The sequence below is a fragment of the Vibrio sp. R10-SG-ISO4 genome (genome assembly GCF_059834135.1).
In genome coordinates this window covers 371,022-383,951 of the sequence record NZ_JCBDHJ010000017.1, presented here as the reverse complement: position 1 = coordinate 383,951, position 12,930 = coordinate 371,022, and the positions used below count along the sequence as shown (strand labels likewise).

The window sequence follows — 12,930 nt, the reverse complement described above, 5'->3', positions numbered from 1 at the left end:
CGATAATTATTCTTTTTCGCATTTAAGATTAACAGCTCAACCTCGTTAATGTCAGTCTCTTTAACTAAATTTACATTCGAAAGATGTAAATTAGCCAAAAGCACATCCGAACCAACAGCGTTGAGATGAATCACAGCATCGGTAGGGTAGATGCGATCAACAGCAGTGCCATCGTGATGTTAAACACGCGCACGCGAGTGGTATTGGTTAACCAACGTTGCATCTCTTTGCCTGCCAATACCCAGAAGGAGCAAGAGGGGAAATTCACGAGCATAAATGCGCTGGAGATCACCAACAGTTCCCATACACCTCCTCCATTACTATAGAGGGTGACCGCTGTCAGTGCCATTGACCAACCTTTGGGATTGACCCACTGAAACCCGGCGGCATTGAGAAAAGTCAGCGGTTTATACGCCTCTTGACTGGAGACTTGTCCGCTCAATGCAATTTTTACCGCGAGGTAACCAAGGTAGAGTAAGCTGAGCCACTTTAACCCTTGATGAAGCGCTGGATAGGTGATGAAAACTTGCGTCAACCCGAGCCCAACTAGTAGCACCATAAACGCAAAGCCGAACACCACACCTGCGATATGCGGCAGGGTTCTTAGATAGCCGACGTTGGCGCCACTGGTCATTAACATGACGTTGTTGGGCCCCGGGGTAAAGGTAGAAACGAACGCGAACAGAGTCAGCGCAGTCACTTGATCCAGTAACATGATGCAATCCTTAATCGAGAAATGAATCCTTATCGTATGTTGTCGTGCGAGCAATTGTGTGTTTTTATTTGTGTAAATTCGCCACCAAAAGACATGAATTATCAAGATGGATAAATACGACGACAGAATATTGCGTGAGTTAAAGAATGACGGAAGAATATCCAATGTAGAGCTATCTGAGCGAATTGGGCTCTCAGCCTCAGCAACCTTGCGACGTGTGCAAGAGTTGGAAAAAAGAGGGGTGATCAAAGGGTATCGCGCGGTGCTCGATAATGGGCAGTTGGGTGTTGGCTTTGTCGCCTACGTGTCGATTGGGCTAGCCAGTCATCGCAAGCAAGCCCAGTTGGAATTTGAAGATCATGTCAGGTTTGTTGATGAAGTGGTGGAGTGCCACAACATCACAGGATCGAACGAATATCTGCTTAGAGTCGAGGCGAAAGATCTGCCCAGTTACAAACAATTTCACGCGGATGTACTGGGTGAGTGCCGACAAGTCAATTCCATATCCACCATGGTGGTGATGGACTCTCCTAAAGATGAACGATAGTGGCTATTTTTCAGCCTAAATCTACATTTTTCTATTTAACATTAATTAATTGACTGATTTTAAATAAGGTTTTGTCATCATCATTACATAGAACTGCCACCAAAGTGTCATCAACGAGCCATGAAACCTTCATAGAGTCTGACTAACTTAGTCGCCATTGAATTGGTTTGAGCAATGAAGCTCTTTGATTAAAAAAGGTAAGTAAGATGAATAAAGCAGTTCTAGCATCAGCAGTGTTGGCGGTTCTCACCTCTGGTTCCGCATTGGCGGCAACAGTTTACAAAGCTGACGGTACTGAATTCAAAGTGGGTGGTCGTGTTGAGTTTCGTGGTGATTTCATTGGTAACGAGGACGGTGAAGAGATTCCAGGTACTATGGAAGATTCTTCACGTGCTCGCCTTAATCTTAAAGGCAAAAGTGAAATTCAAGACGGTATGACGGCGTTTGCTGTCTATGAAGCAGAACAAAAAGTAGATTCTGACTTCAAAAATCGCTACATGTACGCTGGTGTCGACTTTGATGGGCAAGCTTTCTCCGTTGGTAAGCAAGACATGGCATCAGTCATCGTATCTGATATGACCGATATCACTGAGTTTTCTGGCGTACAACAAGCGATTGATGCGTCTAGTGATAAAGCGAGCAGTGTGATCGCCTACCGTGGTGGCTTTGATTCACTACAACTTGAAGTTACCTACCAAGCGAACAGCGAAAAAGACGCAGACGGCTACAGCCTAGCAGGTTTGTATTCTGCACCTATGGGCCTAGACATCGGTTTAGCGTACTCGGCGGCGGAAAGCGGCAATTTAGATGATTCGCAAGTGCTTGTTGGTTTGGGTTACACCCTGGATAACCTGTACTTAGCGGGCACCTACTCAAAAGGTGACAACGAAACTGAGGAAGGTGCTGGCTCTGAATTCACGGCCTACGAACTCGCGGCGCAATACAAGTTTACCAAGCAATTCTCTGCGGCGGTTCTGTACACTTATCAAGAGAACGAAGCGTCTGATGGTACAAAAGCCGACGAGACCGATGGCGTAGAAATTGCTGGTTACTACAAATTTAACAGCAACTTCCGCACTTACGTTTCTTACTTCATCAATGGCATCAGCGAAGAGAAAATCGGTGGCCTGGTTACCGCGGGTGAAGATACACTTCGTCTAGGCGCGCGTTACGATTTCTAATCACAAAACAACGTCAGTTTTGTCTACCCATTTGGTCAAGCTTCGTGCTTGGCCATTTTTTTGCCTGAAATTTGAGCGGAAAACGCCGTCTTTTTAGAATATCCGTGGCTCAGGGTGTGAGTGGATAAGGTGAAATAACCTAGATGAGTGCGCTGGTAATGAGCGAGTGATAAAAGCAAACGTTTAGTTGGTCATTGGTAACCATCTGATTGTTAAAAAGAAATTAAGAGAAGATTTGAAAGGTAGGGAATTTAGGTATGCAACTTAACCGAACTGTATCACAAAAAATCTAACAATATCAGTCTTGCAGGAAACAAATCACAACCTATAATGCTGAAAACCGGAGCGTCTGCCAACGCTCCGGTTTTTTTGTGTCCGAAACTCAGTCACGCTTCTGCCAAAGCGTACCGAAAACGCACCGACACTCCGATTTGAAGAGAAAGGAATGGTAATCCATGCGTATCGAACAAGAACTTAAGTTAGGCTTTAAAGATGTCCTGTTTCGCCCGAAACGTTCTACCCTAAAAAGTCGTTCTCAAGTAAATTTAACCCGCGATTTTACATTCAAGCATAGTGGCCGTCAATGGTCTGGCGTGCCTGTGATCGCTGCCAATATGGACTCTGTCGGCAGCTTTGAAATGGCAACCGCACTTGCTGAGCACGGCGTGATGACGGCAATGCACAAGCACTACTCTGTTGAGCAGTGGGCTGAGTTTGTCGCCAATGCCACACCAGAAACGCTCAATAAAGTGTTTGTTTCAACGGGTACTTCACAGCGTGATTTCGAAAAGACGCAGCAAATTCTCGCCCTCAGCGATGACTTGGAATTTATCTGTATTGACATCGCAAATGGCTACTCTGAGCATTTGGTGGAGTTTGTCCAGCAAGTGCGCCAAGCATTCCCAACGAAGACCATCTCTGCGGGTAACGTCGTTACAGGCGACATGTGTGAAGAGTTGATTCTAGCCGGTGCCGACATCGTCAAAGTGGGTATTGGCCCGGGTTCGGTGTGTACTACTCGTGTGAAAACGGGGGTGGGTTACCCGCAGCTTTCCGCCATCATCGAATGTGCGGATGCAGCGCACGGCCTTGGCGGCATGATCATCGGTGACGGTGGCTGTTCTTGTGCAGGTGACGTAGCCAAAGCGTTCGGCGGCGGTGCTGATTTTGTCATGCTCGGCGGTATGCTCGCGGGTCATGAAGAATCTGGTGGTGAGTTGGTAGAAAAAGACGGCAAAACCTTCATGAAGTTCTACGGCATGTCTTCTCAGTCTGCCATGGATAAGCACTCAGGCGGCGTTGCGCAGTACCGCGCAGCGGAAGGAAAAACCGTACTTCTACCATTCCGCGGCAGTGTTCACGGCACCATCTCTGACATCCTCGGCGGTGTCCGATCGACGTGTACCTACGTAGGCGCAGCAAAGCTTAAAGAGCTAACGAAGCGCACGACGTTTATTCGTGTACAAGAGCAAGAGAATAACGTATTCGGCAAAGAGTGATTTAAGCACTTTGAAATAGATTGTAAAAACAACCCTATATTGATTTTACGAAAGCATACGTTGAGATAGAGACAACCATACCTTCAAACGTTTTATAAAGTGTACAACACTTAACGATGTTTGCTACAGGTATGGTTTTTTATTCTGAGCAATGCATTATTAGACATTTCTCAGAATATCCATTTCCCAGTTTATCGGCCGCACATTACCACAAGTATCATTTTCGAAGACCCATCTTTCCGGCTTGAGTTTTTATCTAGGGTGCGCTGCCATTCTCGACGCGCATTTTGTTCGCCTTCTGGCTATTGCCAGTTAAAAGCGTAAGATAAGACATTTCAACGTTATCTCTCCTGCTAAAAAGTTTGAAACCGATGTTCAAATCAAAAACCACGACTTTGTTGATGATTAGCGTGCTGCTGCTTTCTATCAATTTACGCGCACCGTTCACCAGCTTAGCTCCGCTCATTTCGCAAATTATGGACTCGTTACAGATTTCAGCGGTCAGTATGGGTGTGATTACGTCAACGCCGCTGATCATGTTTGCGTTGGCGTCTCCTTGGTGCCCCAAGCTTGGCAGCAAACTGGGTTTAGAGAAGTCGATTTGTTTTGCGTTAGTTTTGATCGCGGTTGGGGTAGTATCCCGCTCTTTTGGGCACTTTTACTGGTTATTCATTGGAACAACGCTTATCGGCCTTGGCATTGCAATCGGCAATGTGTTGGCTCCGGCAATCATCAAGGCGTCATTTCCCGGCCGAATTGCGACAGTGACTGCACTGTATGGTATATCGATGGGTATTGGCTCGACACTGAGCGCTTCAGTCATGGTACCTGTCACCAACGTTGTTGATGACATCTCTATCGGTTGGCGAGTCGCATTGGCGGGGAATTTGATTTTTCCTGTGCTCGCTTTGGCTTTTTGGTTGCCAAGGTTAGCGGAAAGCAAAACTCGCAGCACTGCGAGTAGCAAAGATTACTACCCATTAAACAAGCTTGTGCGCCAGCCTATTGCTTGGTACTTCACGTTTGCGCTTGGCTTGAACTCTTTTATTTTTTACACGTTTGCAGGCTGGCTGCCAAAAATTCTCGCGGCTTTGGGCTATAGCGAGTTAGAAGCGGGGTATGTGTATGGCTTTTTGCAGTTTTCGACTATGGTTCCGGGGTTGCTGCTGATTCCTATCATGGCTAGAAGCAAAAGTATTGCGCCTTTATTTGTCGGTGCTGCGCTTTTAAACGGGGTAGGTGTGACTGGTCTAATGCTATTTCCTCAGTGGGCGATCTTCTGGGTTGGTGTGTTTGGTTTAGGCAACTGTTCTACCTTTATTCTCGCTTTGTCGATTTTGGGGCAGATATCCGGGAACTCAGCACAAGCGGCGACGTTGTCAGGGATGGCCCAATCAATAGGTTATGCTCTCGCGGCTGTTGGCCCCGCCATAGTTGGTATGATTTACTCTCAGACTCAAACCTGGTCATTGTCACTCACCATTATCGCTTTCGCGGCCTTTTTATGTGCACTATTTGCCCTTCTAACGACCCGAAAAGGATGTTTGGTTGTGGATTAGGCCGAGCGTTTATTTAACGGCTGAAACCGCCTGTAGATGTCTCTGAAGATCGCAATCAATAATACGATGGCGCTTAACCAAACGAGGCTCTCTGGGATAAGCTGACTGCTGCTGTCGAGTTGCGCTTGGATGTCGATAGTGAGTGTATCCACTAACGCGTTTGTCATATATCCAAACACCATTGCCACGCCCACAACACCGATCAGGTAGCTCACTAGAACGCGCTTGCCTAGCTGGTGATAAACCACACCCAATGTCGCCATGTTGGTGGCGGGGCCTGCAAGTAAAAAGACAAGCACGGCGCCAGGGGAGACACCCGCAAGCATAAAGCCTGCTGCGAGAGGTGTTGAGGCTGACGCGCAGATATACATAGGGACGCCAATCAGAGCCATAACCAGCATCGCCCAAGGGCCGCGGCTAAGTTCACCGAGAGATTCAGGAGGAATAAAAGTCACGACTAACGCGGACATTGTTAGCCCTATAATTAACCAGATAGAGAGATCGGAAATCAAGTCGGTAAAGGCAAATCGCTGACCTTGCCATAACCGTGTTGTCCATGAGGTAGGGCTGCTCTCCACTGGCTTACTGCTACAGCAGCTTGATGAGCAATGGTTGTTACTTGGCTGAGAGGGTGTCGCGGGTTCCGTTTCTTTGTCTGTCACTAGCACGAGTATCGCTGCGACTAAAGCAGAACTCATTGCGGCAATAGGGCGGATAGTGGCCATAAATGGCCCAAGTAACGCGTATGAGATGGAGATGGAGTCAACGCCCGTTTCTGGTGTCGAGATCAAAAAAGCGACCGTCGAGCTTTTGGAGGCGCCAGCGCGTCGAAGGCCCAAAGCCGCGGGGATCACGCCGCATGAGCACAGAGGCAATGGCGCGCCTAATACTGTCGCTTTTACCGCAGGCCACAAGCCGGAACCTCTGAATAGCAGCCCCAATTTGTCTGTGTTTATCAAGCTTTTTAGGATGCCCGCGACGATGAGGCCGACAACAATCCAAAAGGCGGAGTCGAGCCATAAATCAAGCAACGTCATGAAAAAGGTATCAATTCGGCTCATGCTATTTCTCCTCGGGCTTTGTATGCGCAAGCGCTGTGAGTATGGTGCAGTGTGTTGCAGCATGGGCGCCGCCACAGCAACGCTGATTGATCACTTGGAGCGCATCGTGCATGTGTTGCAGGCGCTGTATCTTTTGTTCAATATCGTCCAGCTTAGCTTCCGTAATACTCTTTACCTCTTGGCAGGTATGTTGCTCAGGCTTGATATGGATGGAGAGCAGCTCTTGGATGTCCTCTAGTGTGAACCCCAACTCTTTTGCGTGCAGAATAAACGAGAGCTTGGCGACGCAGTCACTATCGTATTGACGATAGCCGTTGGCGGCACGTTGTGGGTTTAGTAGCCCTTGCTGCTCATAAAATCGTATTGCTTCAATGGTGATGTTCAGTTGTTTGGCCAACTGACCGCGGGTTAACCGTTCCATGTTGATAAGCCATGTTGAAGAAATCATGGCGTGATTATAAACCCTGTAGTTGGCTACAGGGTCAAGAGGTTTATTCTAGGATGAGAAAAAGGCGAGAAGAGGCCACCAGCGCTACCACTGGCAGCGACTCGTTATGCTTTGAGGCTAGAGATACTAACCAAGACGTCTTCAAGTTTTTGCCAAGGCAATAACTGGCTGTCGATGACTTCTAGGCGGCTTTCAAATCCGTCCAAACTGACTTGATTGACGGAAACCACGCCATTGCTGACGTTAAACGCGAAGCTACCATTGTTGGTATTCAACACGCCTTTGACGCGCTCTGCGGTGAGATCTGACAGCACTGAAAAGAGGTCATCAAAATTAAAGGTGACTTCAGCACCGAAAATCCAGCCGCAGCTGTAGTAACCTTGGCCTTGGTTTTCTTTGCGAGTCATCACTTGATCGGGGGCAAGGGCGAATTGAGGCTCTTGCTCGGCATGTTCATGGTGATGAGCGTCCATTGGCGCGCTCGACGGTGCTTTATTGCGGCGCTGGCTATCGAGTAACTCAATAGGGAAGCGACCTTGTTTCACCAACTGACTGTAGATTTTTGGTGGTGTCTGAACCGTGACCCAATCGTTGAAGGCATCCACATCACTGACCTGACATTGATCAACCTTGTTGCCAATAATGATGTCGGAAATGGCCAGTTGATCAATAAAGTTCTGGTTACTGGTGTATTTATCCTTAGAGAGATTGCGCGGATCGACCAGCCCGATGGTTGCTTTCAAATCGATATAGTCAGCGAACTGCGCAGAGGTGAGGGTAGCCAGTACTTTATGTGCGTGGCCTAGGCCCGTAGGCTCGACAATCAGCCTATCTGGTTGGGTACGCAACAGTGCCGTGACCGCCACTGACATCGGCACGCCAGCGGCACAGCACATGCAGCCGCCGGGTACTTCTTTGATAAGTGCGCCCTGGTCTGTGAGTAGTGCGCCATCAATCCCTATCTCGCCAAATTCATTGACCAATACCGCCCAATGCTCGTTTGCCGGTTTCTCTTTGAGCAGATTCAAAATGGCGGTGGTTTTTCCTGTACCCAAAAAACCGGTAATAATATTCGTGGGAACTCTCATCGATACTCTCCTAAACGCCTTAGCGTTTGTTTTTCAGGTAACGCTTACGACGCTCTTCTTTCTTCTTCGCTTTTTCTTCTGCTTTGCGGGCCGCTTCGATTTCGACTTCGATCAACTCTTGAGTGATCATCTCTGGGCGCTCCAGAGTCAATTGACCCAGTGTTCCGCCGCGCAGCTCATGCAAAAGGATTTCTGAGCATTTGTGCAGATCCACGCGCCCACCTGTGCGCAATGCGCCGCGGCGTCGACCGATCTCTTCCATCAGCTCAATATCGGTTTCTGGTAACTCTTCAATTTGGTAACGCTCTTTTAAGCGCTCTGGGTACGCTTTGGCTAAGTACTCAACGGTGTAGAATGCGACTTCATCGTATTCCATTGCCGTGTCTTTCACAGCGCCCGTTGCGGCGAGTCGGAACCCACTGTGCGGGTTTTCAACTTTTGGCCACAAAATTCCCGGCGTGTCAGACAGTACGATGCCATTTTGCAAGTTGATGCGTTGTTGGCGTCGAGTGACGGCAGGCTGGTTGCCGGTTTGCGCAATAACACGACCAGCCAGTGTGTTAATGATGGTCGATTTACCGACGTTGGGAATGCCCATGATCATGGTGCGAACGTTTTTGCCGATCTCTTCACGATGCGGCGCCAGCTTACGACAAAGCTCGAGGATTTTATGTACTTCTTGGGGATTTTGTGTGGTGATGGCCATCGCCTTCACGTTGTGCTCTTTCTCAAAGTGCTCGATCCACAATTGAGTGAGCTCAGGATCGGCAAGATCGCGCTTGTTGAGCACTTTAACCACAGGTTTCTCTCCGCGTAGTTGAGAGATCATCGGGTTCTCGCTGCTAAACGGGATACGAGCATCGAGCACCTCAATAATGACATCCACTTGCGGAATGGCTTCTTCGATCTCCTTGCGCGCTTTGTGCATGTGGCCAGGAAACCATTGAATTGTGTTGTTAACCATTTGAATACCTTGTAATTACTCTTTTGTGCTTGAGCCAGATGAGAAATGAGTCACCCCATTTATCTCAGGTTTTCCGCTGATACCGCGGGCTGACGATGTGTCTGCTTGCTCAATACACCTTTATCTATTGGCGCGATGTTACCATTTTATTCTACTGAGCGTTATGGCTAGCGAGCTTTTTACTGAATCGGGATGTGGAGATGTAATAAAAAGTTGCGGCCTATTTACCGCGACTTTTAGAGCATGAGTGCTTACCTGGGGGAGGTCAACACGTTGGCAGAGGTAGGGGAGCTCTGAAGTGTTTAACTATCGAGTACCGCGAGTGCGCGCGCGTTAGCTGAGCGATCAAAATGGACTTGAATTTTTGTGCCCAAGCGTTCGAAGATCACTTGGTCAAAGTCGGTGTTGATAATCTTGAAACCGTTCATGGCAAATAGACTTGTCACTTGGGTACGCTGTTTGAGTTCCAGTGCTGAAGCGAAGAGTTTTTCCATAGGTAAGCCCTCATTATGTCGTTATTTTAGTCATCCTAGCGCGTGCGAATCAGCGACTCAAATGACGAAAAAATAGCAATTTGACATAGTTTGCTGTCTATTTATCGATCAATGGTGACAATAAATATTACTGAAGGCTTTTAGATGAATTTCATATACATTGACGCGGTTTTTGTGAACTCAGTGCAAGTTGTTTAATAGTGTGTGGATTTATTTATGTCGTGAATGACAAGCTTGGTTACAACTTTTTTGTTCGATAGGTCGATTTTTTATCTTACCGCTAAAAATGTGGGCTTTTTAGGCCAACGGCAGTGCGCTAAGGCAGCGGCGACATAAGCAAAGATTACGAGAAGTATCGTCATTGAGCGTCGATTTGTCTCGTTCTTCGAGCGAAAAGCACCAACATGTTGATTTTCCTAGGCTAATGTCACACTGAGTAGGGCTAGCACACTGAGGACACGTGTGTGTACTCTGTTGCCCGCTGATTGAGTCCATGATGTGATCACGTTGTTCATCAGAGTGCTGAGACCACTGAACGATTTCGTCCATAGTACGGTGACAACCGCTACAGATTCCGCCATTGTTTTTACATGCTGCAATGCAGGGTGTTTTCATAAATCGCTAGGTGTTAGAAGATAGGTGCGCAGAGGATAACACGTTCGAATCGCGCGTAAAAATGACTTGTTTTTGATAATGGTTCTCATTAATATTTAAGCCAAATCATAATAAAGAGTTACCTATGTTGTCTTTGTTTGCTGCTCTACTTTTCTCACTCGCGCTCGGGTTAAAACTGCAATTACCGCAATGGTTTATTATCGGCTATTTGGTGGTTATCGCTTTAGTTGAGCAATGGGCACCGGGCAGCGCCTTGTTGGTACTGATTGGCCTGTTTGTATGCTCACCCGTACTCATTCATCAAAAAGGTCGTTGGATCCCTTTATGGGTCTATGGGCTGTGCGTGGTCATTCCCGCCGCGTTTATCAAACTTTCTGTCTAACGCTTGCCCACTAAGGTGCATTAAGGTTGCTTGGCTTTCGCTGCCTTCGGTTTGACAGTATAGGGTTTGACAGTAAAAGCGACCGACTGATCATTTTTTAAAAAGACGTTGCTGGCGATAATACTGCCAAGCGATATACAGCCGAGGGCGAGCAAGCTCACCGCGTTGGCACTTTCTTGCAAGAAAAACCAAGCTAAGAGCGTCGCGATAACAGGTGTCGTCGCTGCAAACGCCGCGCTGCGTTCAGCGCCAAGGTGAGCAATGGCATGAAGGTAGGTATAGGCGGCAATAATGCCCGCTCCAACGCCTTGCAGTAAAAGATGGCGGAGTAATTCATCGTACGGCCACAGGGTGACATCGACACTGGCTAAGGTGCTCGGCGCGACGCTAGTCCCTATTAAGAGTGCTAACGTCAAGCTTGAAAACAATGATACCCATCCGGCCACGGCTAAGGCGTTGAGCGCGGCGACTCTGGCGCAAATCGTAAACACACTCCACATGAAACTCGCCACAAGCAAGACAAGGTAACCATTAAGCTGATGGTGGCCCGCACTGGCCCCATAATGCAGAAATATCGCGATGCCAACCACAATCAGGCATAAGCCTATCACTCTATGGTGGCTCAGTGATTGACGATAAACCAACACCGCAAGCGCCGTGACAAACAGCGGTAAGGTGCCGGGGATGAGTGCGCTGCCATCGGAAACCGGCGCAAGCTGCATTCCATTACCTGCGACCCATAGATAGGGAAGGCCGCAACCGATCAACAAGCCTAGTTTCAGCCTCCAAGGCGTATGTCGAATTGCCGCTCTGTGTTTGATGACAAAGGGCAACAGGACAATGGCGGGCAGCATAAAACGCAGCAGCGCAATATCAGCCAGAGTCAATGTAGATTGAGCGCCCATACGTAGCGAAAGAAAAAAGCCTGACCACATCAGGAGGGTTGCCAGCATGGCAAGATAGCCTGTGAACATAATGCTTTAACATTTAATTATCATTTGCTAAGTATGAATCGTATGATGGGGTTAAAGATGGCAAAGTGAGTAGAAATCTACTTAATATGTGCCAAATTTTGCTAATGATAAACCATTTTTTGAGTGATATGGGCAACGTAGTATGGATCGAATTGATAAACACATTCTCTCGCTATTGCAGCGAGATTCGCGTCAATCTGCGGCGCAAATAGCGGAGAAAGTCGGATTGTCACCGTCACCTTGTGCGAGGCGAATTAAACGCTTAGAGGAGACTGGGGTGATCAGCGGCTATCATGCAAAGTTAGACACGGGGCATATTGGGGTTGGAATGACCGTATTTGTCGAAGTGAGCTTAAACAACCATCAGGCGAGCTCTATCTCCAGTTTCGAACAAGATGTGATTGAGATGGAAGAGGTGGTGAGCTGTCATGTGGTGTCAGGGGCGTACGATTATCTACTTGAGGTCGCGGCGCGCGATTTGAGTGGCTATGAAGCATTTACACGCAAGTTACAGACTCTCAATCATGTGAAAGACATTCACACCCATTTATCGATTCGCCAAGTGAAAGCGTCGAGTGAGTGGCCAATCTACCGTTAGCCACTCCCCTTGATCACGGTAAGTAACGCGGCAATTATTCTGGCTTGATAATGCTACCTAGCTCTAGCACTGGCGCCGCTTCGATGTCTTCGGCATTCATCATGGCGGAAATGCGTTGGACGGACGAGAGCAACAACGACTGTTCCCACTCCTCCAGCGTTTGAAACTTATTGATGAAGCTTTGTTGCAGTGGCATTGGCGCTTCGCTGAGCACTTGGCGGCCTTTGTCAGTTAAATGAGCGTGTACTTTGCGTTTGTCTTGCACGCTGCGCACGCGCTTAACCAGATCATTGCGCTCGAGGCGGTCAAGGATGGTAGTGGCCGTCGCCTGACTCATGTTAGTGTGGTTAGATAGCTCACGAATGGTCACTTCACCGAGTTCTCGAATCGAACGCATAAGTATTAATTGTGGCCCGGTTAGACCCGACTCTTTACTCAGTTTCTTCGAGTGCAAATCAATAGCGCGCATGATTTGGCGGAGTGAAACCAAGACTTCTTCGTGCTTTTCCAACTTGATACCTCTATTAACGTCGCGATGGAGCGGGGAAAATACCTCAATTAGTGAATCATTTGAAGTGTAAAGATCAACGTTCTTTCAGGCGTTTGACTGACCACCCATCGTGTAAATTATCATTAAGAAGAAGTGTAGTGATGAATTTAGTAGAGTTCAAATGTTTAGAATTCAAACAAAACCATGTCAGCGTTGAGTGAGGGTTTTGTTTAAAAATTGAACTTCTGCTAACCTTTTTGGGTGAAAAGTGAACGTTTAACCGAGGTTTAATGGAACATTTTATATGGGTGAGTA

At 47.6% G+C, this 12,930-nt stretch carries 15 protein-coding genes; 6 read left to right on the top strand and 9 right to left on the bottom strand.

Going from position 1 to position 12,930, the window contains the following annotated elements:
- Window positions 1-130: 130 nt before the first annotated feature.
- On the bottom strand, window positions 131-715 hold the full coding sequence (locus tag AC6R03_RS12400; RefSeq protein WP_500628358.1) for a LysE family translocator: 585 nt from the start codon (window positions 713-715) through the stop codon (window positions 131-133).
- 106 nt (window positions 716-821) lie between these two features.
- Here AC6R03_RS12400 and AC6R03_RS12395 point away from each other — a divergent pair, with 106 nt between their 5' ends.
- From AC6R03_RS12395 to AC6R03_RS12380, 4 genes are all read left to right on the top strand, one after another.
- On the top strand, window positions 822-1,262 hold the full coding sequence (locus tag AC6R03_RS12395; RefSeq protein WP_500628357.1) for an Lrp/AsnC family transcriptional regulator: 441 nt from the start codon (window positions 822-824) through the stop codon (window positions 1,260-1,262).
- 206 nt (window positions 1,263-1,468) lie between these two features.
- On the top strand, window positions 1,469-2,443 hold the full coding sequence (locus AC6R03_RS12390) for a porin (protein WP_500628356.1): 975 nt from the start codon (window positions 1,469-1,471) through the stop codon (window positions 2,441-2,443).
- Between the two features lie 455 nt (window positions 2,444-2,898).
- Window positions 2,899-3,942, top strand: a complete 1,044-nt coding sequence (locus AC6R03_RS12385; protein WP_334551741.1) for a GMP reductase — start codon at window positions 2,899-2,901, stop codon at window positions 3,940-3,942.
- A 371-nt stretch (window positions 3,943-4,313) separates the two neighbouring features.
- A complete protein-coding gene (locus AC6R03_RS12380; protein WP_500631994.1) occupies window positions 4,314-5,501 on the top strand; it encodes an MFS transporter in 1,188 nt (395 codons plus the stop codon).
- Here AC6R03_RS12380 and AC6R03_RS12375 read toward each other — a convergent pair.
- The 6 genes from AC6R03_RS12375 to AC6R03_RS12350 all read right to left on the bottom strand — a co-directional run bounded on the left by AC6R03_RS12375 (window position 5,498) and on the right by AC6R03_RS12350 (window position 10,171).
- Window positions 5,498-6,562, bottom strand: coding sequence for an SO_0444 family Cu/Zn efflux transporter (locus AC6R03_RS12375; protein WP_500628354.1), 1,065 nt, complete (start codon window positions 6,560-6,562; stop codon window positions 5,498-5,500). The genes AC6R03_RS12380 and AC6R03_RS12375 overlap by 4 nt on opposite strands.
- 1 nt (window position 6,563) lies before the next feature.
- Complete coding sequence (gene zntR / locus AC6R03_RS12370; RefSeq protein ID WP_500628353.1) at window positions 6,564-6,983, bottom strand: Zn(2+)-responsive transcriptional regulator; 420 nt, start codon at window positions 6,981-6,983, stop codon at window positions 6,564-6,566.
- 131 nt (window positions 6,984-7,114) lie between these two features.
- On the bottom strand, window positions 7,115-8,098 hold the full coding sequence (locus AC6R03_RS12365) for a CobW family GTP-binding protein (RefSeq protein ID WP_500631993.1): 984 nt from the start codon (window positions 8,096-8,098) through the stop codon (window positions 7,115-7,117).
- Between the two features lie 19 nt (window positions 8,099-8,117).
- Window positions 8,118-9,062, bottom strand: a complete 945-nt coding sequence (gene ylqF / locus AC6R03_RS12360) for a ribosome biogenesis GTPase YlqF (RefSeq protein ID WP_487903378.1) — start codon at window positions 9,060-9,062, stop codon at window positions 8,118-8,120.
- Window positions 9,063-9,364: 302 nt separating this feature from the next.
- The gene (locus AC6R03_RS12355; RefSeq protein WP_500625239.1) at window positions 9,365-9,556 is read right to left on the bottom strand and encodes a hypothetical protein; all 192 of its coding nucleotides are present in this window, start codon (window positions 9,554-9,556) and stop codon (window positions 9,365-9,367) included.
- Between the two features lie 297 nt (window positions 9,557-9,853).
- Window positions 9,854-10,171 carry a DUF1289 domain-containing protein gene (locus AC6R03_RS12350; protein ID WP_500625240.1) on the bottom strand — a complete coding sequence of 106 codons (318 nt, stop codon included), beginning with the start codon at window positions 10,169-10,171 and terminating at the stop codon, window positions 9,854-9,856.
- Between the two features lie 124 nt (window positions 10,172-10,295).
- Here AC6R03_RS12350 and AC6R03_RS12345 point away from each other — a divergent pair, with 124 nt between their 5' ends.
- Window positions 10,296-10,553, top strand: coding sequence for a hypothetical protein (locus tag AC6R03_RS12345; RefSeq protein WP_500631992.1), 258 nt, complete (start codon window positions 10,296-10,298; stop codon window positions 10,551-10,553).
- A 20-nt stretch (window positions 10,554-10,573) separates the two neighbouring features.
- Here AC6R03_RS12345 and AC6R03_RS12340 read toward each other — a convergent pair whose 3' ends face one another.
- Window positions 10,574-11,527, bottom strand: a complete 954-nt coding sequence (locus AC6R03_RS12340; protein ID WP_500631991.1) for a DMT family transporter — start codon at window positions 11,525-11,527, stop codon at window positions 10,574-10,576.
- 142 nt (window positions 11,528-11,669) lie between these two features.
- On the opposite strand from AC6R03_RS12340, the gene AC6R03_RS12335 reads away from it, so the two are divergent.
- On the top strand, window positions 11,670-12,125 hold the full coding sequence (locus tag AC6R03_RS12335) for an Lrp/AsnC family transcriptional regulator (protein ID WP_500625243.1): 456 nt from the start codon (window positions 11,670-11,672) through the stop codon (window positions 12,123-12,125).
- Window positions 12,126-12,159: 34 nt separating this feature from the next.
- Here the strand turns inward: AC6R03_RS12335 and AC6R03_RS12330 are convergent, their stop codons facing one another.
- Window positions 12,160-12,636, bottom strand: coding sequence for a MarR family winged helix-turn-helix transcriptional regulator (locus AC6R03_RS12330; RefSeq protein ID WP_500631990.1), 477 nt, complete (start codon window positions 12,634-12,636; stop codon window positions 12,160-12,162).
- Window positions 12,637-12,930: the final 294 nt, after the last annotated feature.